Source organism: Paraburkholderia sp. PREW-6R, assembly GCF_039621805.1.
GTDB lineage: Bacteria > Pseudomonadota > Gammaproteobacteria > Burkholderiales > Burkholderiaceae > Paraburkholderia.
Genome location: NZ_CP155073.1, coordinates 148,553 through 173,313 on the forward strand (window position 1 = coordinate 148,553; position 24,761 = coordinate 173,313).

Genomic DNA, 24,761 nt, shown 5'->3' on the forward strand with positions numbered 1-24,761 from the left:
CGGCATGACTGCGCCATGGGGCCGCGAAGACGGCCCGCTTGACAGTGACGCGGCGTGGTCAGCCTGCCATCGCCGGATTCAGATCGACGAGCCGGTTGCTCATCACATAGAACGTCAGCTCGGCGTTATTGCGCAGTTTCATTTTCTCGAGCAGACGGGTGCGATACACGCTGACTGTTTTTACGGACAGCGACAGCGTGGCAGCGATATCGGTCAGCCGTTTGCCCGACGCGAGCATGCACAGGGTTTGGTACTCGCGATCGGAGAGCTTTTCGTGCGGCATCTGTTCGCCGTCGAAAGATACGTAGTCGGCCAATGCCTCGGCCATCGCCGGGCTCACGTATTTACGGCCTAACGTGACCTGGTGGATCGCGGCGATCATCTGCGCGGCGTCGGCCGTTTTGGACAGATAGCCGGCCGCCCCCGCCTTCAGCGCGCGCACGGCGTACTGATCTTCCCGGTACATCGAGAACATCAGTACCGCCACGCGTGGCGCCTTGCGCTTGAGCCGCTTGAGCACCTCGACGCCGTTCATATCCGGCAGCGAAATGTCGAGCAGCACGACGTCGTAAGTGCGGTGCGTGACGGCTTCGAGCGCTTCGCCGCCGCTTTGCGCCTCGGTGACCTCACGGGCGACACCGCGGTCGAGCAGCAACTGTCGGACGCCCTGGCGAACCACGGCGTGGTCGTCGACGAGCAGGATGCGCAGGCTCATGACAGGGCGCTCACGATTGCAGCGAACGCAACGATCGGCGTGACGTGAGCGGCGCGGCGGCGTCGGCCGTGTTCGTCAGCATCGCGTCCCAGGCGAAACGCGCATGCACGACGGTGCCGCGCGACAGTTTGCCGCTCTCCGCGGCGCGTGTGCCCGTCTGCCGCCTGCTGATGCTGACGCGCAGCGTGCCGTCGAACGCGGCGCAGCGCGCACGCATGCCGCTCAGGCCGAAATGGCCGCGTCGCGTGCGGGCGCTGCGCGACATGCCGATGCCGTCGTCGCTGACGATCACGCTTAGATGCCGGCGGCTGGTTTCAATCCGCACGTCGGCGGATTCGGCGCGCGCGTGCTTGGCAATGTTGTTCAGCGCCTCCTGGGCAACGCGGAAGACGGCGAGCGCCGCTTCGGCGGGCAGTCGCGTGAGACGCAGGTCCGCCGCGCAGACGAAGCTCGTGCGCAACTGGGTGCGCGCCGCGAAGTCGCCGGTCCATTGCGCCAGCGCGCCGACAATGCCCGCGTCGAGCGCGGGCGCGTGCAACTCCGCGACTGCCTGGCGGCTTGCCGTGCACACGGCGTCGAGCGAACGGCTAGCGACGGCGAGCGCGGCCGCGCACTGGGGCGGCGCGTCGGCGGGAAGCCAGGTCTCGACGCTGGCGAGCGCAAAGCGCGTCGCGGTCAGTTCAGCGCCCACGCCGTCGTGCAGTTCGCGCGCCACATGACGGCAGGCCGCTTCCTGCGCCTGAATGAGTTCCGCCGACAGCTCCCGCACCCGCGCGCGCAGTCGCGCCAGTTCCCGTTCAGCGGAAGAGCCGGCAGCGGCTGGTTCAGCGGGAGCGACGGCCGTGGCAGCGCGGGCGTGCGCATCCTTACGCGCTGGTGTCGGCGCGATGCCTGGCGTGAATGGGACGACAGTCGACGTATCCATAACATCCCTCTCAGGAAGCCGTGGGGACAACGAAGCCGGTGCGCAGCGGCGGCGCGAAGACGAAAGAACGCATGCGGGTCTCCAGCCTCCAGGTGCGGGTCACTGCGCAGAGAAACGCAGCAGGGAAATCGTCACGCAACGCGTAACGAAAGTTACATTCAGTAACATGCCATTTGGCACCCGGCAGGTCTGACAAATCGGCCGGATATGCGCCGCGATCATATCTCAAAAAAGCTACAGGTGTAGTCGTACCAAGGGTTAGCGCGGATATTTCAAGCAATGATTGACGTATGAAAACAACTTTCTTGTAGGAGGAAAGCTGACGCCAAAGGTTAGGTTGCTTTCGCCAAATTGTAACCAGGACAATAAAAAAGGAGCCCGTAGGCTCCTTTCGTTCAGGCGCGCGCCGCCCGGCGCTCACGCGTGCTGCATGCTTACCCCACAAAAGCCTTTTCAACGACGTAATGGCCCGGCGCGTTGTTGCTGCCTTCCTGGAAGCCGAGGTCGTCAAGCAGCTTGCGGGTGTCACGCAGCATGTGCGGGCTGCCGCAGAGCATCACGCGGTCGTTTTCGAGCGAGAAGCCCGGCACGCCGAGGTCGGCGAACAGCTTTTCGGTTTCGATCAGCTCGGTGATACGGCCGCGATTCTGGAATGCTTCGCGCGTAACGGTCGGGTAATACAGCAATTTCTCCTGCACCAGTTCGCCGAGGTGCTCGTGCGCCGGCAGGTGGTCCGTGATGTATTCCTTGTACGCGAGTTCGTCGACGAAGCGGCAGGTGTGCGTCAGCACGACGCGCTCGTAGCGATCATAAATATCCGGATCCTTGATGATCGACATGAACGGCGCGAGGCCCGTGCCGGTGGACAGGAGCCACAGCGTCTTGCCCGGCAGCAGGTTGTCGGCCATCAGCGTGCCGACCGGCTTCTTGCCGATCAGGACCTCGTCACCCACTTTCAGATGCTGCAGGCGCGACGTGAGCGGCCCGTCCTGCACCTTGATGCTGAGGAATTCGAGGTGCTCTTCGTAGTTCGCACTCGCAAGGCTGTAAGCGCGAATCAGCGGCTTGCCGTCGACTTCGAGGCCCACCATCGTGAACTGGCCGTTTTCGAAACGGAACGACGGATCGCGCGTGCAGGTGAAGCTGAAAAGCGTATCGGTCCAGTGATGGACGCTCAGGACGGTTTGTGAATTGAGGTTGCTCATGGCTTCTTGGATAGTGCGGAAACAAAGGCGGCCAGTCGTATAAGCCGGCCGGCACGGCAAGGGCAATGCTGCGCTGACCCAGCTCGGGAGTGACGCACAATCTGCTATTTTACCGCGCCCGCGATGACGGGGCTGCAACAAGGCGGCTTGAGCGCGGTCGACATGCAATGCGGGTTACCGGACCTGGAAGCGTCGGCGCCGGGTGTGGTTGCGATCGGCGCCGCAATTACGTGGGCGTGGTGCGGCCACGCTTGCGCAGGATATCGGCGATGGGCGAAAGCTGCGCAGGGCGGCTGCCATCGGTTGTCCGGGAGGCGCCGGAAAGGCGCGCCAACGGCCAACATTTTCAGGATGATACCGAAACCCGCCATGCGCTGCAGCATTGCCCCTGCTAGTGAAACTGGCAAAGCGGCAGCGAATGCGCGGCGAAGCGAAGAATCAGGCGTTTTTCCGGTGGCCGGCCTGTGACCTCACGCTGTCGCAGCGGCGCGCTTCTTTCCGCGCTGTTTCAGCACGCGAGCCTGCAACACGATCACGAGCAGCAGGAACCCGCCGCGAATCACCGATTGCCAGTACGCCGACAGACTGATGAACCCGAGTCCATTCTCGAAATTCAGCAGATTGAACACGATCCCGAGCAGCAGCACGCCGGCAATCGTCATCGCGATCGACCCTTCGCCGCCGGTGAGGAGCGTGCCGCCGAGCACCACCGCCGAGATCGCGAACAGCTCCCAGCCCACGCCTTCGTTCGGCTGGCCGGCACCGAACTGCGCGGCGAGGATCGCGCCTGCCATGCCGGCGAGCAGGCCGCTGACCGCGTAAGCCATGATCAGCGTGCGGTCGACGTTCAGACCCATCAGCCGCGCCGCTTCCTCGCTGCCGCCGACCGCCAGCGCATGCCGTCCGAAGCGCGTGCTGCGCAGCGCGAGCCAACCCGCCACCGCCACGATCACGGCGACGATCCCTGGAATCGGCAGCCCGTACAGATCACCCTGACCGAAGTTGCCGAAATTCGAGTCCGCCGCGATCGACACCGCGTCGTTCTTGCCCAGCAGCAACGCGACGCCGTGTGCGCCGAGACTCGTTGCCAGTGTCACGATGAAAGGCAGAATCTTCAGGCGCGTGATGATGACCCCGTTGAGCACGCCCACCGCGAGACCCGCCGCGCAGCCCGCGACCACCGCGACCCAGCCGCCGTGCACGCTCATCAGCGCCGCGACCACGCTGGAGAGCGCTGCCACCGTGCCGACCGACAGATCGATGCCGCCCGTGATGATGACGAACGCCATGCCCACCGAGATCAGCGCGAACATCGAGTTGTAGCGCCAGAACGACGTGATGTTGTACGCCGAGCCGAAATGCTCGTAACGCACGAGGCCGAATACGATCAACGCGGCGAGCGCGAGCAGGATAGGAAGATTTTTTTTCATCGCATCGGGTCCGGATGGTTTCCTGGATCGCGCCGCTTAGCGCGAGCGACGCTGCACATACACCGCCGCGACGATGATGCCGGCCTTCACGACCAGCGCTGCTGCGTCGGGAATGCCGTGCGCGAGCAGCGTGTAGCGCAGCAACTGGATAATGAGCGCGCCAATCAGCGTACCGCCGATGTACGCCTTGCCGCCCGTCAGCGCGGTCCCGCCGACGGCGACTGCCGCGATCGCATCCAGCTCCACGCCGAGCCCGACCACGTTCGCATCCGACGACGAATTCACCGATATCGAGATCAGCCCCGCCAGCCCGGCGAGCGCCGCGCAGAGCGTGTAGGCGATCAGCTTGACCGTCGCGGTCGGCACACCGCACAGATAGGCTGCCTTTTCGTTGCCGCCGGTGATAAGCAGATACTGGCCAAACAGCGTCTTGCGTACGACCCACACGAACACCACGACCAGCGCGAGCATCAGCAGCACCTGGAACGGCACGCCCGCGACCTTGCCGAGCGCTATCCACTGGAACGCCGGGTTGTTGAACGCCTGCAGGCTGCCGTCCGTCACGACCTGCGCAATGCCGCGCCCCGCGATGAACAGCACGAGCGTCGCGACGATCGGCTGCACCGCTAACTTCGTGACCAGAAACCCGTTGAAAACGCCGCACGCCGCGGCGGCCAGCACCGGCAGCACGAACGCGAGCGCGATGCCGCCCGGCCCTGGAATGTTCATGAACAGCATCGGCGCGAGCGCACCGGAAATCGCCATCGACGCACCGACGGACAGATCGATGCCGCCCGTGGCCACCACGAGCGTCATGCCGATGCCGACGATCACGATCGTCACCACCTGCGTCATATTCACGTTGAAGGTCTGCAGCGACCAGAAATGCGGCGTGAAAATGAGGTTGAACAGCACCATCGCGAGCAGCACGATGACTTCGCGCTGCATCGCGAGACGACGCCATTTCTGCACCGTGGTCGCCGGCCCGACGCGCGGCGTGACGGTTGGGGCGGCCGCCGCGGGCGTCGGTGAGCCGCTGTCGCCGTTGCGCGGTTCGCTGCCCAACGACTCGGTGTGCAACTTAAGCGCCATGACGGTCGCCCTCCAACGCGTCTTCGATATTCGAGGCCTGCGTCGATTGCGCGGCTTCGGCGAGTTGCGACTGTCCTTTGCTGCCGTAAGCGATGGCGTCCATGATGGCGGTCTCGCTCATGTTGGCGCCGTTCAGTTCGGCTACCGTGCGGCCGTCGCGAATCACCACCGCGCGATCGGCTACGGCAGTCAGTTCTTCGAGTTCCGACGCCGACAGCAGCACCGCCAGCCCCGCGTCACGCAATTCGCGCACGATCTTTGCAACGTCCGCTTTTGCGCCGACATCGATACCGCGCGTGGGTTCGTCGAGCAACAGCAGCGAGGGTTCGGCCGCCAGCCAGCGCGCGAGCAGGACCTTCTGCTGATTGCCGCCGGACAGCTCGCGGATCGGCTGGTCGGCGGAACGCAGCTTGATGCCGAGCGACGCAATGAAGCGCTCGACAATCGCCTGCTGCTTCTTCACGTCCACCACGCCGTTTCTGGCGAGCGTGCGCAAACAGACGAGCGTGAGGTTGTCGCGCACGGACAGTTCGGGCACGATCCCCTCGGCCTTGCGGTCTTCGGTGAGATAGGCGAGACCGCGGGAAATCGCGTCTTGCGGCGACTTCAGCGCGACCGTTTCGCCGTTGATCGACAGCGAACCCTGCTCCAGCGGGTCGGCGCCGAACATGAGGCGCATGGTTTCCGTGCGGCCCGAGCCGAGCAGACCGGCGAGTCCCACTGCCTCCCCTGCGTGGACTTCGAGCGAGACATCGTTCACTTTGGGATGCGCGCTAATGTGCGACACCGACATTGCCTGCTTGCCGCGTCGCGCGAGATTGGCTTCGCGGGCTTCGGTGTCGTCCTGCACGACAGCCGCGAGCGTGCGGCCGAGCATCGTGGTGACGAGTTGCAGCTTGTCCATGTCGGCCATCCTGCTTTGCGCGACGGTCTGGCCGTCGCGCATCACGGTGACGCGGTCGCACAGCGCATAGAGTTCGTCGAGCCGGTGCGATACGAAGATCACCGCTCGCCCGTCGTCACGTAATTTGCGAACCACGGTGAACAGCAGTTCCACTTCGCGTTCGTCGAGCGACGAGGTGGACTCGTCCATGATGACCATCTTCGCATCCGAGGACACCGCGCGCGCCAGTGCCACCATCTGCTGGATCGCGGTCGAGTAGCGTCCCACCGGTTTCTTCACGTCGATCTGCAAGCCGAACGATTCGAGCAGCGCGGCGGCGCGCGTTTGCACGGCGCGCCAGTCGATCAGACCGAAGCGGCGCGGCTCGCGTCCAAGATAGATGTTTTCCGCGACCGAGCGGAACGGCACCAGGTTGATTTCCTGGTAGATCGTGCTGATGCCGGCTTCGCGCGCCTCTTTCGGCGTGCGGAAATCGACTTCGCGTCCTTCGAAGCGTACCGTGCCCGATCCGCGCCGATAGGCGCCGGTCAGGATCTTGATCATCGTGGATTTGCCCGCGCCATTCTGGCCGATCAGCGCATGCACTTCGCCGGCGGCGACACTGAGATTCGCGCCGCGCAACGCGGCCACGCCGCCGAAGCTGATGCCGATGTCCTGCATCTCGAGCAGCGGCGAACCGGAAAGGGGAGAGTGTGGCGTCTGCGTGCCGGATTCCGTCACGGTTGTCCTCCTGATGCGTGTGCTGCATGTGCGGCGCGCATGAAACGCTTCGCGTGCGGGCTGCATGGGGCGCGGCGGCGGATCGGTCAGCCGAACCATGTTACGCCGCATAAAAGCGAAGCGACGGTCCGTGCAATCACGGGCGCGTCGCTTCGAACCCTTCCCGTCACCCGCCCGCCGTGCAATGTTGGATCGACAGGGGACGGTTTATAGGCGGGTGATTTCCTGCTGCAACGCTGCGATACCAATAGCGATCAATAGCCGTACTGCATGTTCTGCTGCACGTTGCTCTTGTCGTAGAAGCGGTCCGAGACCTTGACCCACGTGGGGATCTTCTCGCCCTTCGCGTAACGCTGGGCGACGTCGCACGCGAGCGGGCCGAAGAACGGGCTCGACTGCACGCTTGCGCCGAGTTCGCCGGCGGCGATCGCATCCATGCCGCCCTTCGTGCCGTCGATCGTCACGATCTGGATGTCCTTGCCCGGCTGCTTGCCGGCTGCCTTGATCGCGGCGATTGCGCCAAGCGCCATTTCGTCGTTGTGTGCATAGACGGCGGTCACGTCTGGATGCGCCTGCAATAGCGTCTCCATCACCTGACGACCCTTGTCGCGCGCGAAGTCGCCGCTTTGCGAGGCGATGATCGACATGCCCGGGTTCTTCGCGATCACTTCGTCGAAACCCTTCTTGCGATCGTTTGCGGCGGAGGCGCCCGTCGTGCCTTCCAGTTCGATGATCTTCGCCTTGCCGCCCGTCGCCTTGACGAGCCAGTCGGCGGCGCGATGGCCCTGATCGATGAAGTCGGAACCGATGAACGTGATGTAATCGCGCCCCGCCTTGGCCACGGACTGATCGACGTCACGGTCGACCAGAATCACCGGAATGCCGGCCTTCTTGGCTTGCAGCACGATCGGTGCGAGCGGTTTTTCTTCGCGCGGCGGGAATACCAGCAGATCGACGTGCTGCGCGATCATGCTTTGAATGTCGGATACCTGTTTGGAGTTCGAGCCGTTGGCGTCGGTCATCACCATCTGCCAGCCGCATTTGGCCGCAATGTCCTTGAAGCTCTTGGTTTCCGCGAGCCGCCACGGATTGTTGCTTTCGGTCTGCGCGAAGCCGACCTTCAGCGGCGTCTTGGTAGACAGTTTGGGCAACGCGTCGTCAGCGTGCGCGGTGGCGACGCCAAAACCGATTGCCAGAGCCAGCAGGGAACCTGCGAGCGGACGAATCTGCTGCTTGCGCGCGTGTTTGCGCAACTGCTTGTTGAGCGACGCCATTGTCTTCCTCCAGTACCTGGTGAGGTGTTTTGCTTTTTGTGTTTCTCCAGCCGGGTGATGCCTGTTCCAACTTGACCGGACGTGCCGATTATTTCATCCAGAATTATTATCGGTCAATCACTAATAATATTAATTATTGGCTTTTTTGCCTCGGTAATTACCCTGACCGAACCGCGTTCAACGAGTGGCCCATCCAGCTTGACGAGCCGATGCCGCACGGGTGCGCCCGCTGCCCGGTTGTGTTCCTCCTGCAGCAGAGTTTCTACCGCCCAGCGGCCCAATTCGTAGTTCGGCAGCACGACCGTGGACAGCGGCGGATGCGTATGGCGCGCGATTTCCTGGTCGTCATAGCCGAGCACTGAGACATCCTCCGGCACGCGCAGACCGAGTTGCTTGAGCGCTTCGATCGCGCCGATCGCTGTCAGGTCGTTCGCGCAGAAAATCGCGGTGGGCGGGTTGGCTTCGCGCATCAGCGAAAGCGTCAACTCGAAGCCGAGACCCGAGCTCCAGTCGCCGTCGCGTACGAGTTCCGGCGCGAACGGCAGGTCCGCCGTGGCGAGCGCGGTGCGGTAGCCCTTGAGCCGATCTTTCGACGCGTCCTGCCACGGCTCGCCGTTGATATAGCCGATCCGCCGATGCCCCGATTGCAGCAGATACTCGGTCGCCAGATGGCCGCCGGCGACCTCCGCCGGTACGACGGAGGAGAAGCCGCTGTCGCTCGTGTAGCAGTTAAGCAGAACGGTGGGCACCTGCGACAGCGCGGCGGGCGGCGCCACCTTGCGCGTATAGACAGTTGCGTAGATCACGCCGAATACGTGCGGGTTCGACAGTGTCGTATCGAGCACCTTCTTTTCAATGTCCGCGTTGCCATGTGTCGAGTAGACGGCAAGCATCTTGCCGCTCGCATACGCCGCATCGCGCGCGCCGTCGACGTTGACGACGGGGTGCGGGCTCGTGGAAATTTCGTCGGCGAGATAAACGATCAGATTGCGTTCGTCGGTGGATGCCGACAGGGGTTCACGCAGCGACAGTCGGTAGCCCAGATCGTGCGCGGCCTTCAACACCTTGTTGCGGGTAGCTTCGGAAAACTTGGCGCCGGTCGCGTTATTCAGCACCAGCGAGACAGTCGACTGCGACACGCCAGTGAGCTTGGCGATGTCGGTCATGGTGGGACGTCGTTGAGTCGATTTTTTCATTGTGCGGGCCGCTGTGTCGCGGCGCTGGAGCAGGTGCAAGCCAGTAGCATGATGGTGCCGACGGTACCACTAATAATATGCACCCGGCAACGCGCGCTAACCCGCCATTTGGGAGTTTCCGTTTGCTCAACAGACGCAAGTCGCGACCAAAATTATTACTAATAATATTGACCGATGCACTTTGGCGTGCCATTCTCGGTCGCGCGGACAGCAAGCGTTCGCCGGCTGTGCGTGATGCACGGCATGTCAATGCAAAACCATGTGCATGGGATTGGGCGAAGTCCGATCGACAGGAGACACCGATGTGCGTTCATGCCGCCATCCGCCAGAGGTTCTGCCTTTTCTAACCATGCCCGACGACGTTTCCTCTCATTCCACTCCGCCGCTCGCCGAAGCGCACATCGAGCATCCGGATCTTGCGTGGCTCGACGACCCGGCGATCGCCGCCACTCTGGTCACGCTGACGGCAGGCCCATTGCGGCTCGTGACGGCGCCGGAGATAGGCGGCGCGCTGGCCGCGTTCTACGAAGTGACGCCGGACGGCCCGCTGCATTGGCTGCGGCCTGCATCGCAGGCCGCGTTCGATACGCGCGACCCGCTGCGCATGTCCAGCTTTCCGCTTCTACCGTATTGCAACCGGATTCGCGACGCGCGCTTTTCGTTCGACGGTAAAACAATCGACCTTGCCGGCAACGATCCGCGTTTTGCGCATGCGCTTCACGGCAATGCATGGCGGCGTCCCTGGCAAGTCGGCGAGCGCACCGCAGCCTCGGTGACGCTGGCGTTCGAACACGTGCCCGACGCACGGCAACCCGGCGACTGGCCTTTTCACTATCGCGCCGAGCAACGAATCGAGTTGAAGAGCGGCGCGCTCTACATCACGCTCGCCGCGCAGAATCTCTCCGCGCGGCCGATGCCATTCGGCATGGGACATCACCCTTACTATCCACGCACCGCGCAAACACGCATCTATGCCGACGTGCGAGCGATGTGGCATTCCGACGCCGACGTACTGCCAACGCGTCTCGGTCCCCATCCCGCTGTGGAGGCATTGCACGAAGGCATGTCGGCGGATGCGTTCGATCTCGACAACAACTTCGCGAACTGGTCGCGCGAGGCGACGATTGCATGGCCCGACGAACAGCGCAGTCTCGTCATGACCGCCGACGCGCCGTTCGACCATACGGTGATCTTCGCGCCGGCGAGTGACCGGACGCAGCTTTGCGTGGAACCGGTGACGAACACTACCGACAGCTTCAATGGCGTCGGCACGCGCGAGCAGGTGGGCGGCTGCGTGTTGCAACCGGGCGAGGCGATCACCGCAACCGTGAAATGGACGCCGCAGCGCGACTAGCATGCGGCGCCCTGGTCGGCGACAAGGGCGAGCCGACAATACGCGAACGCTATTCGATGCGTAGACGCGCCATATACGGCAGGTGATCGGACAGCCACGCCGTTTCCTGCGTCGGCGGGATCCATTCGACAGGCTGCATGCCGCGCACGAACATCTTGTCGAGCGCGAGTGCCGGTGAAAACGCCGGGAAGGTGCGGCCCGATTCGCCGAGCAGCGTCGCCACTTCCTGCAGACCATGCTCGCCGAACAACGGCACCGAGTCATTGCGCCAGTCGTTGAAGTCGCCGGCCAGAACCAGCGGCCCTTCGGGTGCTTCCTTCGCGATCCAGTGCGCAATCCAGTTCATTTGCCGCAAGCGCGCCGAACGCGTGAGCGCCAGATGCGCGCACAGCAGCGTGATCGAATGGCCGCCGAACGTCGCGCGTGCCACCAGCAAGCCACGCTTTTCAAAGCGATGCGCGGAAATGTCCCAGCGTCCGCCGAGATCCAGCGGATGGGGCGACAGAATCGCATTGCCATGCCGCCACGACGGTTTGAACACGTTTGGGCCGAGCGCGATGTCGAGTTCCAGTGCGCGCGCAATCTCAGTGGCCTGGCAGTGCCAGACATCGTTCAGCGGATCGGCGAGCGGCGCACCGAAGCTGCTCGCCAGGACCGGCGACGGCATGCGCCGCGCCATCGCTTCCTGTAAAAAATACGCATCCGCATGGGTCGACTGGACCCAGCGTTGCATGGCCTGCCAGGCCTGAAAACCGAGTGGCGTGCGGCCTTTATGCAGATTCCAGCTCACCGCAACGAAATCTTTGGGCGCTGTGCTCTCGCGGATCAATTCTTCGGGGTTTCGCATGCCGCGTTGTCCACGTGTTCTGTTTGAGGGCTAGGGTACTCGCGCGTGATTCGCTCGGATTGAATCGACGCGCCGATCCGTTCCATGCGCGTTCTGCGCGTTAATTCGCGCCGGTCGAAAGACCGGCACGCACGCGGTAGACCAGGTTCGGGTTTTTGTCGACGATCGTCCAGCTCGCCCATTGGCCCGCCGCCACTTGCAGGCCCGGGTGACTCGCGCTCACCTGCCGGGGTTGTGGCGGCAGCTTGCAGCCAGTGTCGGTTTGCTGGGCCGAGTCTTCCTCTAACGTTTCCTGCGCGTCGATCGACAGGGTCACGTGGCTCGCGTCCGCCTGCAGCGGCGAAACCGTCAGCGTGCGCGCGAGGTCGATGCTGCCGCCCGGCTGATCCTTACACCCGACGTTGTGTTGCACTATCTTGTGGTGCGTATCCGTGCGCGCCTGGCCGACCGTGGTGGTGCCTTCGAAGGAGTCGATCTGCTGGCCGTCGCGCACAACCTGCAGTTGCCATTGAACGACCTGTTGCGCGGGCGGTTGTTGTGCGTTTGCAAGCAACGAAGTGCCGAGCAGCAAGGTCGCGATACTGGTTTTCCACATATACGAAGTCTCCGGTGACTGCGTCCGGCCGAGTGATCAGACGGCCATCTTACGCCTGATGGGAAGAACGTTTTTCTGACATCCAAATCGGGGCCGGGTTCAGCAACAATCCATTTCCGTGGCGCGGGCAATCGCCGAAAACATGCCGTTGTTAGCAGCAGAGCGGCAAGACTGCTGGCTTGCACGTGAATATGTCCTCGCTACACTGAACCTGAAACGGCGCTTATGAGGCGCCGCCACAGCAAGACCAGTCAGACGGGGTGAGCCATGACAACAGCAATGGTCAAACAGGAAATCGCCGTGGCTTCTTTCAGCCGCGTGTACGACCTCGATCAGGTCGAAAGCGCACTGAACGATCTGGGCGAAGGCGCCAACGAAGCACTGCGCGCCACTTACGAAAAGATGCTGAAAACCGGCAACATGCGCTTTTGCGTCAAGCCGAACCGCATGCCGTCGATCGACGATCTGATCGGCGCGCTGCCCAACTTTTCAGTGCCGCTCGACGACATCCGCAAGCAGGTCGCGTTGTGCCTCGAAACCGAAGACCGGCTCGAACTGATGCCGATCCTGCTGCTCGGCGACCCTGGCATCGGCAAGACGCACTTTGCGAAGCAGTTGGCGCGCCTGCTCGGCACCGCCTATCAATATGTGGCGATGAGCTCGCTGACTGCGGGCTGGATTCTGTCCGGCGCGTCGTCGCAATGGAAGAACGCGAAGCCCGGCAAGGTGTTCGACGCGCTCGTGAACGGCAGCTACGCCAACCCCGTGATTGCCGTCGACGAGATCGACAAGGCGACCGGCGATTCCCAATACGATCCGCTCGGCGCGCTGTACGCGCTGCTCGAACACGATACGGCGCAGACCTTTACCGACGAGTTCGCGGAAATTCCGATCAACGCGGGCCACGTGATCTGGATCGCAACGGCCAACGACGAGCGTTCGATTCCCGAGCCGATCCTGAATCGCATGAATGTGTACGAAATTCCGCCGCCTGATTGCGACGGCGCGCGCCGTATTGCGCAGGCGATCTATCACGAGATCCGCTCGGCGCATAACTGGGGACAGCGCTTTCCTGAACTGCTCGGCGATTCGGCGCTGGACGCATTGAGGCAGGCGTCGCCGCGCGAGATGCGGCGGGCGATCCTGAACGGCTTCGGCGCTGCGCGCATTGACGGTCGAGATGGCATCGAAGCCGGCGACATTCGGCTGGATTTCGGAAATCGTCGAAAAACCATCGGTTTTTAAGCCTTTTGGGCTGAATTTTGGCCTGAAAATAACGGTTTACGTGATTTTGACCATCTTTCAACAATGATTGCGATTGCTGGATGAAGTGAATGTTGCGGCAATTGTTGCTGTTTTTAAGATGGCGGACCGGTTCAATCGTTCCGAATTTGCGGGGGTGCGAACCTGGTTGACTGCCGGGCCTTACGCCGCGATGATGCGACGAGCGGGCGACCTGATGGCATATCTCTGGCAACAGCCCAGGCCCAAAGAGGCGAGCGCCGCAGCTTGACGCGGCGTACACTGATTCAGTCGACCGAAATGACGTGTGAACCTGCATAACTTTGAATGCCCGCTGTCCTTCTGACTGCGGGCATTTCCATCTGTGCGGTAACGTGCCGTTTTGCCGACGGGTGCGCGGCCGTGGGTAACCGGTTGCGCGGAGACAGGGGTGGGCGGCAGCGAAGGCGATGAGTGACGGCTTGACCCGTGGTGCGGGTCGTCCATATTCGCATGCTGTTTGCCATTCCATCAGGTCAACGAGGCAGCGCGCGGCAAAATGGGCCGCGTCAGAAAACATGGACCAAATCGAATGTGTAGTGATCGGCGCGGGCGTAGTCGGTCTCGCGGTAGCACGCGCGCTGGCCATGCGTGGCCGCGAGGTGATCGTGCTCGAAGCGGCCGAGGCGATTGGCGTCGGCACCAGCTCGCGCAATAGCGAAGTGATACACGCGGGCATTTACTATCCGCGCGGTTCGCTCAAGGCGTCGCTGTGCGTGCGGGGTCGTGAAATGCTGTACGACTACTGTGTCGAGCGCAACGTGCCGCATTCGCGTTGCGGCAAACTGCTTGTTGCGACTTCGCGCAACCAGATTCCGCAGCTCGAAAGCATCATGGCGAAGGGTCGCGACAACGGCGTGCTGGACCTGATGCGTATTTCCGGCGACCAGGCGCAAGCGCTCGAACCGGCGCTTCAATGCGTCGAGGCGGTGTTCTCGCCGCAAACGGGCATCGTGGACAGTCATCAGCTGATGCTCGCACTGCAGGGCGATGCGGAACGCGACGGCGCCGTCTGTGCATTTCACTCGCCAGTGCAAGCGGTTGAAGCAAGCAATGGCCGTTTCATCATCAAGGTCGGCGGCAGCGCGCCGACAACCATCAGCGCCGCCTGCGTGGTCAACAGCGCGGGCCTTTATGCGAACGCGCTGGCGCGCAACATTCGCGGTCTCGACGCCCGCCACGTGCCGCCGCTTTATCTCGCGCGCGGCAATTACTTCGGCATGTCGGGCCGTGCGCCGTTCAGCCGTCTCATCTACCCGATGCCGAACGAGGCGGGGCTCGGCGTGCATCTGACGATCGACTTAGGCGGCCAGGCGCGCTTCGGTCCCGACGTCGAATGGGTGGACGCCATCAACTACGACGTCGATCCGCGTCGCGCTGAGTCGTTCTATGCGGCGATTCGCGCCTACTGGCCGGCGCTTCCCGACCATGCGTTGCAACCTGCTTATGCGGGAATTCGTCCGAAGCTGTCCGGACCCGGCGAGCCGGCGGCCGACTTCATCATTCAGGGGCCGGCCGCGCATGGCGTGCGTGGACTCGTCAATCTGTTCGGTATCGAATCGCCGGGACTGACCGCTTCGCTCGCAATCGCCCAGCGTGTCTGCGAACTGGCTGGACGCGCCGGTTAGACCATGCAAGGCGGCGCGGAGAGTGCCGCTCACGTGAGTCATTTGCATTGCGTCTCTGCGCACCGGCGTGGCGAAGTACCAATTCGGTTATCTCTATCATTTGGGGCGTCACGCCCGCCGGCTTCGTTGCTATCCTTGGGGACCGCTGTCATCAGAACGGCGATCAGTTCAATATAAATGGAGTGAGTCCCCATGAAATCTTCCCGTCGTAGCTTCCTGATTACCAGCGTTGGTGTAGCTTCCACTTTCGCTCTGTCGCGCCAGGCGTTCGCCGACGCGCCCAAGGTGGCCGAAACCGATCCGACCGCCCAGGCGCTTGGCTACAAAGCCGACGCGAGCAAGGTCGACAAGGCCAAGTTTGCAAAATATGCAGCAGGCCAGGATTGCGGCAATTGCAGCTTCTACCAAGGCAAGGCAACCGACGCGTGGGCAAACTGCCCGATGTTCGCCGGCAAGCAGGTGGCGAGCAAAGGCTGGTGCAGCGCCTATAACAAGAAGGCCTAAGCGGATTTCTCCGCTGCGCGCATGTCGTGTGGTGATAAATGCGCGGCCACACGAACGTGCGATGTCATGTTGCAGACATCTGGGCGCTGGTCGTCGTCTGCGGCCAGCGCCCTTTTGCTTGTGAAAAGCGCGCTCGCGCTTTCCTTGCGCACTCCTCGCGCTTTCCTCGCGCTTTCCTCGCATATTCCTCATGCTCCAGGCGCGCCTAATTACGCGCTTGCATCAGGGGCGGCCGCTTGTCGAACCACGGTCGTGCGGCTTCGAGTTGAGCGGCGAGCCGGAAAAGTGTCGCTTCGCCACCCGCGCGAGCGGCAAACTGCACCCCGACCGGCAAGCCGCGCGCATTCCAGTAAAGCGGCACCGACATCGCAGGCTGTCCGCTCAGGTTGAACAACTCCGTGCATCCCGCCCACGAGAACGCCTTGTTGGACGCCTCCGTCAGCAGCTTTTTCATCAGCGGTTCGAGCGGCATGGCGGTGACTGCGCGCATCTGCATACGCTCCGACGCGCTGGGATGCATTTCGCCGATCTTGATCGGCGGCGCGGCGAGCGTGGCGCACAGGATCACGTCGTAGCGGCTCAGCAGGTCGGTGAGCTTTTCGGTGATGCGCCGCTGTTCTTCGAGCGCAGCCGGCAACCCGCGTTCTCCGAGTTTGCGTCCCACATGCGCCATCGCCCACGTGGAAATCTCGAATTCCTCTCGCAACGGTTTGCGGCCGGTAATACGGTCGGCGTTCAATACGAGTTGTTCCGCCGTCACGGACCACAGCGTGAGGAACGCGTGACGGACCGCCGCGAAGTCGATGCCGAGTGTCACCGGTTCGATGTTATGACCAAGTGAACTTGCGAGCTGCGCGGCGTCGTCGAGCGCGGCGCGTGCGTCGGTGGAGAGCGAAGGCGCCAGCATCGGCTCGGTCACGTAGGCGATGTTCAGCGGCTTGCACGGCTCGCGCGCCGCGCCGAGAAAAGTGCCGGGTGCGCCAGCCGGCCGCCCGCCATTGCCCGAGAGCAGATCGAGCAGCAACGCGCTGTCGCGCACGCTGCGCGAGACGGCGTGATCGATGCCGAGTTCGCCAGGCGCTGCCGTGGGCGTGGCGCGCGGCACGCGTCCGCGGGAGGGTTTGAGGCCGAACAGGCCGCAGCACGACGCCGGAATGCGGATCGAGCCGCCGCCGTCCGATGCATGCGCGAGCGGCACGATGCCTGCAGCGACCGCTGCGGCGGCGCCGCCGCTCGAACCGCCCGGCGTGTGATCGAGATTCCACGGATTGCGGCACGGACCGAACACTTCGGGCTCGGTATAAGGCATCTGCCCAAGCTCGGACGTGCTGGTCTTGGCGAAGATGTTCAGGCCTGCGGCTTTCGCGAGCGTCACGACCGGCGCGTCCTGCGTGGGAATGAAATGGCGATAGTGACGGCTACCCATGGCCATCCGTAATCCGGCAACCGGCGCGCCGAGATCCTTGATGAGAAACGGCACGCCGGCGAGTGCGGATTGCGCGCTGATGCCGTGGGCGTCGTCGGTCTGCGCTGCGGTCGTTGCGTGGCTCTTGCGATTGGCATCGTCGCGCGATGCACGTTGACGCGCGGCGTCGTAGTCCTTCAGCACGATCGCATTGATCGCGGGATTGACAGCCTCGGTGCGGGAGATCGCGATGTCGAGCAGTTCGCGCGCGCTGACCTCACGGTTGCGGACCAGTTCGGCGAGGCCGAGCGCGTCATGAGCGAGATAGTCTGATTGCACCAGGAATGAGTCCTCGTTATCGAGTGGAAGCCGGCCAGACGCATACGCTGTGCGCGCGCTGACCCAACTCGCTGCACATGCCCATGCCAGGACCAGATAACGCTTGGGGAAAATGAACGGCACGCGGACGGCGCACCGCTATTGACGGCGCAGTCTTCGACGCGACTGTTTCTGTCCGCGTTTGAATGCGCCGCTCTTCTACAGATTAACCGACAAATAATAGAACGCGACAGAGGTCGCGCGCCGCCCATGCGGCAGGTGCCGCATGGGCAAGAATGTGCCGGACGTGCCGCGCGTACAAGACGCGCGCTGCTACTTACTTACAGGCGTTCGCCGAGAAAGGTCAGCGTGCGGCCATGCGCCAGCGCGGATGCGTGCTGGTTGTACGACGCGCGGTCCGAACAGTTGAAGCCGTGATCGGCGTTGGCATAGATGTGGAACTCGGCGTCGGTGCGGCCCGCGAAGCGCTCCTGAATCTGACCGACTGCCGACAGTGGAATATGCGCGTCGAGTTCGCCGTAATGGAATTGCATCGGCACCTTGATTCTGGCGGCTTCGTCGAGCTGGTTCTGGATGCCGCCGCCGTAGTAAGCGATGGCGCCGTCCACCGTTCCTTGAGCCGCCGCGAGATACGCAAGACGGCCGCCGAAGCAGAAGCCGATCGCCGCGACCTTGCCCGTGACTTCGGGCATCGCGCGCAATGCGTTTGCTGCTGCGCCAATGTCGGCAACGGCCTCGTCGATCTTCAGCTTCTGCATCAGCTCGATGCCTTTGTCCCGATCCGCGCCGTCGTAAGTCAGTTCGACACGCGGCTGAACGCGCCAGAAGACGTCCGGTGCGAGCGCGATGTAGCCGTCCTGCGCATATTGATCCGCGACCGAGCGGATATGACTGTTCACGCCGAAGATTTCCTGAATGATGATGACGGCCGGTCCTTTGCCGCTCTTGGGCAACGCCAGATAGCCGCCGAAACTGTCGTCGCCGGCAGGAATGTCGATCCATCGGGAAGTGATGCTCATAGTGCTCTCCATTGATCCGCGTGATGCTGCGCGAGGTCGGTCTGAATGAATGCCAGAGGCTTGGATGCCTGAAGCGGGCGATCAGTTTGCCATCAAAGGAAAGGGCTTGCAGAGAGGCACCCGTGCGGCCGTCCGCCTCGCCCAGCAAAAGGATTCTCGTAAGGCGAATGAAACGTTCTTGATAATTCATTTATCAGTTGCACAGGGCGCCGGTACAGTCTCGCGTATTGGGTCGCTCCGTTGGATGAGCGCATGGCCACAAGGGAAATCGATCATGAATCAACGCACTTTTGTGACGCCGTTTGCCGAGCGCTTCGAATTGCGCGTGCCGATCGTGCAGGCGCCTATGGCAGGCGGAGCGACCACGCCGGCGATGGTCGCGGCCGTATCGAACGCAGGCGGTCTTGGTTTTCTGGCGGGCGCGGCGCTTTCGCCCGAGAAGATCAGAAGCGAAGTCGAGGCGATTCGTGCGCTGACGTCGCGCCCATTCGGTGTCAACCTGTTCGTTCTCGAGCCGGCCGCGCCGGACGATGCAACGGTACGCCGCGCGCTTGAAGCGATCGACTCCGTACGCGCCGATCTCGGTCTTGCCGCGGGCCAGCCACTCGAACGCTACGCGCCGGATTTTCGCGCGCAACTGGAGATGCTCGTCGAATTACGCGTACCGGTGGTGAGCTTCACGTTCGGCCTGCTGTCGAGCGATGACGTCGCGCGGTTTCATGCTCATGGTCAATACGTGATCGGCACGGCCACCCATACCGCTGAAGGCATCGCGTGGCGCGACGTGGGCGCCGATGCCATCGCCGCGCAAGGCGCGGAAGCGGGCGCGCATCGTGGCACGTTCATCGGCGCATTCGAGGATGCGCTGGTTGGCGCAATGGCGCTCGTTCCCCAACTCGTCGACGCGACCGGCCTGCCTGTGCTCGCGGCGGGCGGCATCATGGACGGGCGCGGCATCGTCGCAGCGCTCGCACTCGGCGCGCAGGCGGCGGTGATGGGCACCGCCTTCCTCACCTGTGAAGAGAGCGCCATACCGCAGGTCTGGAAAAAGCGTGTACGTTCCATGTCAGACACTTCGACCACGGTCACGCGCGCCATCACCGGCCGTCATGCGCGAGGCATCCGCAACCCGCTGATGCAGCGTCTGGGCGAAGCGGCGGAGAAGATCGCGCCCTATCCCGTGCAGAATGCGTTGACGCAGGAATTGCGGCAAACGGCGGCGCGCGCTGGGAACGGCGATTATCTGTCGCTGTGGTCGGGCCAGGGAGCGCCGCTCGGCCAGAAGCGCGCAGAGAACTTGAGTGCCAAAGAACTCGTCGCGCAACTCGATGCGGAATGGCAAACGGTGGTGTCACGCATTGCCGCGCTGAGGGAGTGATTCAGCATAGCGGCGCGCGCATTCCGTCACTCTGCGGCGCGCCTCTCAAAACACTCGCTTAAACGCCTCATTTTTAAGCAATGAGTCTATTGGGATCATTAACGGTTTAACTCACCAGCGTCTTTCGATCATGCCGTTAGACGAAAGCCTCACACAGCGCAAACCCGCACTGGCTGGTGCTCTCCAGCCTGTCTTTCCAGTCGTGGCCCGTCGCTGTTGGATAAACGCTATTAGTGTTGATCCCACTTCCTCAAAAAAATCCCACAAATTAATTTGATGGCCTACACTTGCGCGCAAGTACGGTTTGCCGCCTGCCACAAACAGGTTCGGCGAGTGTGCTGCCAAGTGCATGAACGATGCAACCGGCGTGGTCGTCCACGGGACTGAGCGACACGTGTAGGGGAAGCGGGGGCACAGGGCGATTACGTTGTTTTTGGGACCGAAACTGGAGACTTACATGAACATCAAGATTCAAAAGCTGTTGCCGATCAGCGCTGCGGCGATGCTGTTCGCGACGTTGGCAACTTCGGCCGCAGCCGACACGGTCGTCAAGATCGGTCACGTTGCACCGTTGACTGGCGGTATCGCTCACCTGGGTAAAGACAACGAAAACGGCGCGCGCCTGGCAGTTGAAGAAATCAACGCCAAGGGCTTGACGATCGGTGGCCAGAAGGTCACGCTGCAACTCGACGCACAGGACGACGCGGCCGACCCGCGTACGGCTACGCAGGTCGCGCAGAAGCTGGTCGACGACAAGGTCGTCGCAGTGGTTGGCCACCTGAACTCGGGCACGTCGATCCCGGCTTCGAAGATCTATAGCGATGCTGGCATCGTGCAGATCTCGCCGTCGGCAACGAACCCGGCCTACACGCAACAAGGTTTCAAGACCACCTACCGTGTGGTGGCAACGGACGCGCAACAGGGTCCCGCACTGGCTAACTACGCCGCCAAGGGTCTGAAAGTGAAGAGCGTCGCGATCGTCGACGACTCGACCGCTTACGGCCAGGGCCTCGCCAACGAATTCGAAAAGACTGCCAAGTCGCTGGGCCTGAACGTGATGTCGCATGACGCGACGAACGACAAGGCGGTGGACTTCCGCGCCATTCTGACGAAGATCAAGGGCGAAAACCCGGACGCGATCATGTACGGCGGCATGGACGCCACCGGCGGCCCGTTCGCGAAGCAAGCCAAGCAGCTCGGCCTGCGCGCGAAGGTGCTGGCAGGCGACGGCGTGTGTACCGACAAGCTGTCGGACCTGGCTGGCGACGCAACCGACAACATCGTCTGCTCGGAAGCCGGTATGGCGCTCGAAAAGATGGCTGGCGGCGCGGAATTCCAGGCCAAGTATCAGAAGCGTTTCGGTCAGCCGATCCAGATTTACGCACCGTTCACGTATGACGCGGTGTACATCATCGTCGACGCCATGAAGCGTGCGAACTCCACGGATCCGGCCAAGATTCTGGCTGCGATGCCGAACACCGACTACAAGGGTGTGATCGGTGAAACCACGTTCGACTCCAAGGGCGACCTGAAGCACGGCGTGATCTCGCTGTACAACTACAAGGGCGGCAAGAAGACGCTGCTCGACGTAGTGAAGATGTAAAACCGCATGAGCGAAGACAGCGCTTCGGCCTGTCTTCATTCTGCTGTAAAGAGCACGCCTGCCTTCGGGTTCGCGTGCTTTTTCATGCGCGTCGTTTTTTGCGCTTTGGTTCGCGAGGAGCGCTGATCGACCACGCTTTCGATCCGCCCGACACGACACGACGCGGGAGATCGGAGCAGCGCTTGCGAGTCCTTATTTTTATCCAGCGGCGCGTTTGCGCCATTATTTGTGTAAGCGCGAATGGTTTCTTGTCGGTGTACGGCACGTTCCACCGCCTGCGTGCATCGAGCGACGTGATCGGGCGTCGCGAACGTTTAATACGAGATGAATTCTCTGAGCAGTACTACTTTCAGAACCGGCCGGTGACATCACCGGCGCATTGAATCTGGTCCGCGCGTACGCTATGAAATGTCGATTATCGGCGCTCGCGTTGCCGCCTCAGATCTTCAGATGCCTTAGCACTTTGGGACCGGCAATCGCAATGGCTGCCGCGCAGATCGCCACCACCGAAAGGCCGACCGGCAGGTTCGTCGCCTGCGCGACCGCGCCGATAATCACCGGCCCAAGCAGCAGCCCGAAATATGCGAGCCCGGCCACGTGCGCGAGCCCCTCTGCAGCATGAATGCCTTTGACACTCGCCGCCGCGGCGAACAGCACCGGCATCATGTTCGCAAGCCCGAGTCCCATCAGCGTGAAGCCGATCAGCGCGGCGACCGGGTTCGGCAGCAGCAGTGCGCCCACCATCCCCGCACACGCGAGCGCCGCACTGGCCATCACCAGTTGCGGCGCGCCGAAGCGGGCCCGCACTGCGTCGCCGGCAAAACGCGCCGCCGCCATCCCGCCGGAAAACGCCGCGTACGCCGCGCTGGCTAGCGCCGGCGTCGCCAGCACGACGTCGCGCATGTAGACGGTGGCCCAGTCGTACATGGCGCCCTCAGCGATCAGCGCAACCAGCGCCATCGTGCCGAGCGCCCACAGCGCGGGCGAGCGCCAGCGGTTTGCGCGTGGCGTGGCAGCGTCGGGTTGATCGTCGTGCGAAACGTAAGGCAGCACGGCGGGGCAGGCTGCGAGCAGCACCAGCGTGCAGATCGCTGCGGCCAGCGCGAGATGGGCAGCCGGCGCCATGCCGCGCGAGAGCAACGCGCCGCCGGCTGCGGCGCCAAACATCCCACCTAGGCTGAACATCCCATGCAGCGACGACATGATCGGCCTGCCGAGCGCTTTCTCGACCGCACTGGCTTCCGCGTTCATCGCGACGTCAAGCGTGGCCATCCCGCCGCCGAAACAGGCCAGCACGACGAGCAGCATCCAATAAACAGGCACGACCAGAATCAATGCAGCGCACGCTGCCATCACCAGTCCGCCGGTAAGGCAGGCGCGCCGTGTGCCGACGCGCGCGATCCACGAGCCATTCGCCACCATCGCGCCAATCGAGCCGCCGGCCACCGCGAAGAGCGCAAGCGACAGCATCGCCGGATTCAGGTGAAAGCGATCGCGGACGGTCGGCACATGCACTCCCCAGGACGCGTACATCATGCCGGCGATGAAGAACACCGCCATGGTGGCAATGCGTGCGCGCTGGCGTGCCGTGCCTGACAGGTTGCGGTGAGCGGCGGGAAGCGCGGCTAGGTCGGGTGAGCGATCTGACACAAAAGTCTCGTGGAGGGCGGCGCGTGCAAGAAAGCGCACTGAAAGCGAATTTCCGATTCTAACGAAGCGCGCTGTCTTATGCTTGAAGGGCGGCATCTCCATGACCGCTTTTCATCGAACGAAGGACTTGCACTTGAACATTCCCGCCCATGCTCCGCTTCACCTGCTGCACACGGCCGCTGTCGGCACGCTTGCGACGCACGCGCGCCAGCCGGAAGGGTTTCCTTACCCGTCCGTCCTGCCTTTCGCGCCGGACGCACAGCACCGCCCTACGATCCTGATCAGCCGTCTCGCCGAGCATACCCATAACCTGCTCGCCGATCCGCATGCCGGATTCCTCGCCGTCGACGCGCCCGACGGCGACGTGCTGGACGGCCAGCGCGTCACGCTGCTGGGGACATTCGAAGCAATCGAGCCGACGCCCGCCGTCGTGCGACGCTACTTGCGCTATCACCCGGAGGCCGAGCGTTATCTCGCGCTGGGCGACTTCACGTTCTGGTCGATGAGGCTCTCGCGCCTGCGCTATATCGGCGGATTCGGCGCAATGGGATGGCTCGATGGCGCGGAACTCGACCCGCTAACGCCACTAGACGACGAAGAGGAAAACACGCTCGTCGAGTTATTCGTTAGCAGTAGCGTGATACCCGCGGGCGTACAACTTCTCGGTGTCGACCGGTATGGCGCCGATCTGAAAGCCAACGGCCGACGTGTGCGTTGCGTCTTCGACGAACCCAAGACAGATTCCGCGAGCCTGGAGGCAGCGTTGAGAGGCTGTATCGCCAGCAAGGCCTATTAGCGTTATTCACCTGGCAATCACGCCGCGCAAAATGGCAGCGATGGGCGCAAGTCGCAATATGCTCGGATGTTTCACATTGAAGTTCTCACGAAATGAAATGTTGGCGGTCCTTCAGTGTCTTAATTTTCATAGTGGGAGAATTAATGGACACACTATTGATTGCCTTCACTCTCTTTTTCAGCAGAATGCGAAATCATCTAATTGAAAGCGCGGACCCCCGGATTGCATAGCGGGGAAATTTTTTGAAACGAATTTGGATTAATTTTACGACCACGCTTTTGTAGTCTTTATAAACTGTGTTAATCTCGCGATCAAATTCCGACGGCATGAACACCTTCAAAGGGCAAGCCGGCATAAGACCGGTAGTCACTTATCCAAACCACAAGGGAATCTATGTCTTCCTACAAAGAACTGCTCGCTCAGCGCGAAAAGCTCGAAAAGCAGATCGAAGAAGCGAAGTCGCGTGAATACGCGGAAGTATTGAACGAGATCAAGCAGAAAATGGCCGACTACGGCATCACGCTGGCCGAACTCGGCGGCGGCCGTTCGCCGAAGGGTGCTAAAGCAAGCCGCCCACGTGCGGGCGTTGCGCCCAAATATCGTGATCCGGATAGCGGTAGCACGTGGTCGGGCCGTGGTAAGCCGCCGCGTTGGATCGCTGGCCTCGATCGCGACAAGTTTCTGATTGATAAATAATGCAGACAATGTACTTGTCATACTAAAGCGCGTGCGATAGGACTTTAGTATTCATGGCTTTTAAGAAACCGCGTACCGGCAGGGCGCGGTTTTTTCGTTTCTTACCGGGGAAGTACGATGCTTCCAGACGGGGGTCAGAAATGTGGGGAACTAAACACGAATACTTTTCGTTTAGATAACCAGCTGATTTAAAAGGGAATTTTTT

The 24,761-nt window shown here is 62.4% G+C and carries 23 protein-coding genes; 9 read left to right on the forward strand and 14 right to left on the reverse strand.

Annotated elements, in window-relative coordinates:
• Nucleotides 1–58 precede the first annotated feature (58 nt).
• The 8 genes from rqpR to AAGS40_RS00695 all read right to left on the reverse strand — a co-directional run bounded on the left by rqpR (nucleotide 59) and on the right by AAGS40_RS00695 (nucleotide 9,431).
• Nucleotides 59–715, reverse strand: coding sequence for a response regulator transcription factor RqpR (gene rqpR, locus AAGS40_RS00660; protein WP_345812514.1), 657 nt, complete (start codon nucleotides 713–715; stop codon nucleotides 59–61).
• 10 nt (nucleotides 716–725) lie between these two features.
• Nucleotides 726–1,640: an ATP-binding protein gene (locus tag AAGS40_RS00665; RefSeq protein WP_345812516.1), complete on the reverse strand. Its 915-nt coding sequence runs from the start codon at nucleotides 1,638–1,640 to the stop codon at nucleotides 726–728.
• Nucleotides 1,641–2,074: 434 nt separating this feature from the next.
• Complete coding sequence (locus tag AAGS40_RS00670; RefSeq protein ID WP_007179649.1) at nucleotides 2,075–2,845, reverse strand: ferredoxin--NADP reductase; 771 nt, start codon at nucleotides 2,843–2,845, stop codon at nucleotides 2,075–2,077.
• 470 nt (nucleotides 2,846–3,315) lie between these two features.
• Nucleotides 3,316–4,275, reverse strand: a complete 960-nt coding sequence (locus AAGS40_RS00675; protein ID WP_345812517.1) for an ABC transporter permease — start codon at nucleotides 4,273–4,275, stop codon at nucleotides 3,316–3,318.
• Nucleotides 4,276–4,311: 36 nt separating this feature from the next.
• A complete protein-coding gene (locus tag AAGS40_RS00680) occupies nucleotides 4,312–5,367 on the reverse strand; it encodes an ABC transporter permease (protein ID WP_345812518.1) in 1,056 nt (351 codons plus the stop codon).
• Nucleotides 5,357–6,931 (reverse strand): sugar ABC transporter ATP-binding protein, encoded by a 1,575-nt coding sequence (locus tag AAGS40_RS00685; RefSeq protein ID WP_345814445.1) that lies wholly within the window; start codon nucleotides 6,929–6,931, stop codon nucleotides 5,357–5,359. The genes AAGS40_RS00680 and AAGS40_RS00685 overlap by 11 nt, the downstream gene beginning before the upstream one ends.
• 314 nt (nucleotides 6,932–7,245) lie before the next feature.
• Nucleotides 7,246–8,265, reverse strand: a complete 1,020-nt coding sequence (locus tag AAGS40_RS00690; RefSeq protein WP_345812519.1) for an ABC transporter substrate-binding protein — start codon at nucleotides 8,263–8,265, stop codon at nucleotides 7,246–7,248.
• A 113-nt stretch (nucleotides 8,266–8,378) separates the two neighbouring features.
• Nucleotides 8,379–9,431 (reverse strand): LacI family DNA-binding transcriptional regulator, encoded by a 1,053-nt coding sequence (locus AAGS40_RS00695; RefSeq protein WP_345812520.1) that lies wholly within the window; start codon nucleotides 9,429–9,431, stop codon nucleotides 8,379–8,381.
• 379 nt (nucleotides 9,432–9,810) lie between these two features.
• Between AAGS40_RS00695 and AAGS40_RS00700 the strand changes: the two genes are divergently transcribed.
• On the forward strand, nucleotides 9,811–10,815 hold the full coding sequence (locus AAGS40_RS00700) for an aldose 1-epimerase (protein WP_345812522.1): 1,005 nt from the start codon (nucleotides 9,811–9,813) through the stop codon (nucleotides 10,813–10,815).
• A 49-nt stretch (nucleotides 10,816–10,864) separates the two neighbouring features.
• On the opposite strand, the gene AAGS40_RS00705 is transcribed toward AAGS40_RS00700, so the two are convergent.
• Both AAGS40_RS00705 and AAGS40_RS00710 read right to left on the reverse strand, forming a co-directional pair.
• Complete coding sequence (locus AAGS40_RS00705) at nucleotides 10,865–11,662, reverse strand: endonuclease/exonuclease/phosphatase family protein (RefSeq protein ID WP_345812523.1); 798 nt, start codon at nucleotides 11,660–11,662, stop codon at nucleotides 10,865–10,867.
• Nucleotides 11,663–11,762: 100 nt separating this feature from the next.
• The gene (locus tag AAGS40_RS00710) at nucleotides 11,763–12,257 is read right to left on the reverse strand and encodes a hypothetical protein (protein WP_345812524.1); all 495 of its coding nucleotides are present in this window, start codon (nucleotides 12,255–12,257) and stop codon (nucleotides 11,763–11,765) included.
• A gap of 267 nt (nucleotides 12,258–12,524) precedes the next feature.
• Between AAGS40_RS00710 and AAGS40_RS00715 the strand changes: the two genes are divergently transcribed.
• The 4 genes from AAGS40_RS00715 to AAGS40_RS00730 all read left to right on the forward strand — a co-directional run bounded on the left by AAGS40_RS00715 (nucleotide 12,525) and on the right by AAGS40_RS00730 (nucleotide 15,670).
• Nucleotides 12,525–13,502, forward strand: a complete 978-nt coding sequence (locus AAGS40_RS00715) for an AAA family ATPase (protein ID WP_345812525.1) — start codon at nucleotides 12,525–12,527, stop codon at nucleotides 13,500–13,502.
• Nucleotides 13,503–13,575: 73 nt separating this feature from the next.
• A complete protein-coding gene (locus tag AAGS40_RS00720; protein ID WP_345812527.1) occupies nucleotides 13,576–13,770 on the forward strand; it encodes a hypothetical protein in 195 nt (64 codons plus the stop codon).
• A 286-nt stretch (nucleotides 13,771–14,056) separates the two neighbouring features.
• Entirely contained in the window at nucleotides 14,057–15,166 is a 1,110-nt protein-coding gene (locus tag AAGS40_RS00725) for an NAD(P)/FAD-dependent oxidoreductase (RefSeq protein ID WP_345812528.1), read from the forward strand.
• Nucleotides 15,167–15,358: 192 nt separating this feature from the next.
• Nucleotides 15,359–15,670 (forward strand): high-potential iron-sulfur protein, encoded by a 312-nt coding sequence (locus AAGS40_RS00730; RefSeq protein ID WP_345812529.1) that lies wholly within the window; start codon nucleotides 15,359–15,361, stop codon nucleotides 15,668–15,670.
• Nucleotides 15,671–15,875: 205 nt separating this feature from the next.
• Here the strand turns inward: AAGS40_RS00730 and AAGS40_RS00735 are convergent, their stop codons facing one another.
• Together AAGS40_RS00735 and AAGS40_RS00740 are read right to left on the reverse strand one after the other, a co-directional pair.
• Complete coding sequence (locus AAGS40_RS00735) at nucleotides 15,876–17,414, reverse strand: amidase (RefSeq protein WP_345812530.1); 1,539 nt, start codon at nucleotides 17,412–17,414, stop codon at nucleotides 15,876–15,878.
• A 320-nt stretch (nucleotides 17,415–17,734) separates the two neighbouring features.
• Nucleotides 17,735–18,433 (reverse strand): dienelactone hydrolase family protein, encoded by a 699-nt coding sequence (locus tag AAGS40_RS00740; RefSeq protein ID WP_345812531.1) that lies wholly within the window; start codon nucleotides 18,431–18,433, stop codon nucleotides 17,735–17,737.
• A gap of 274 nt (nucleotides 18,434–18,707) precedes the next feature.
• Between AAGS40_RS00740 and AAGS40_RS00745 the strand changes: the two genes are divergently transcribed.
• Together AAGS40_RS00745 and AAGS40_RS00750 are read left to right on the forward strand one after the other, a co-directional pair.
• Complete coding sequence (locus AAGS40_RS00745) at nucleotides 18,708–19,811, forward strand: nitronate monooxygenase (protein ID WP_345812532.1); 1,104 nt, start codon at nucleotides 18,708–18,710, stop codon at nucleotides 19,809–19,811.
• 457 nt (nucleotides 19,812–20,268) lie between these two features.
• Nucleotides 20,269–21,414 (forward strand): branched-chain amino acid ABC transporter substrate-binding protein, encoded by a 1,146-nt coding sequence (locus AAGS40_RS00750; protein ID WP_345812533.1) that lies wholly within the window; start codon nucleotides 20,269–20,271, stop codon nucleotides 21,412–21,414.
• 35 nt (nucleotides 21,415–21,449) lie between these two features.
• On the opposite strand, the gene AAGS40_RS00755 is transcribed toward AAGS40_RS00750, so the two are convergent.
• A complete protein-coding gene (locus tag AAGS40_RS00755; RefSeq protein ID WP_345812534.1) occupies nucleotides 21,450–21,686 on the reverse strand; it encodes a hypothetical protein in 237 nt (78 codons plus the stop codon).
• Nucleotides 21,687–21,852: 166 nt separating this feature from the next.
• A complete protein-coding gene (locus AAGS40_RS00760; RefSeq protein WP_345812536.1) occupies nucleotides 21,853–23,064 on the reverse strand; it encodes an MFS transporter in 1,212 nt (403 codons plus the stop codon).
• 133 nt (nucleotides 23,065–23,197) lie between these two features.
• On the opposite strand from AAGS40_RS00760, the gene AAGS40_RS00765 reads away from it, so the two are divergent.
• Nucleotides 23,198–23,860, forward strand: a complete 663-nt coding sequence (locus tag AAGS40_RS00765) for a pyridoxamine 5'-phosphate oxidase family protein (RefSeq protein ID WP_345812538.1) — start codon at nucleotides 23,198–23,200, stop codon at nucleotides 23,858–23,860.
• Between the two features lie 393 nt (nucleotides 23,861–24,253).
• A complete protein-coding gene (locus AAGS40_RS00770; RefSeq protein ID WP_345812539.1) occupies nucleotides 24,254–24,556 on the forward strand; it encodes an H-NS histone family protein in 303 nt (100 codons plus the stop codon).
• The last annotated feature ends 205 nt before the right edge of the window (nucleotides 24,557–24,761 follow it).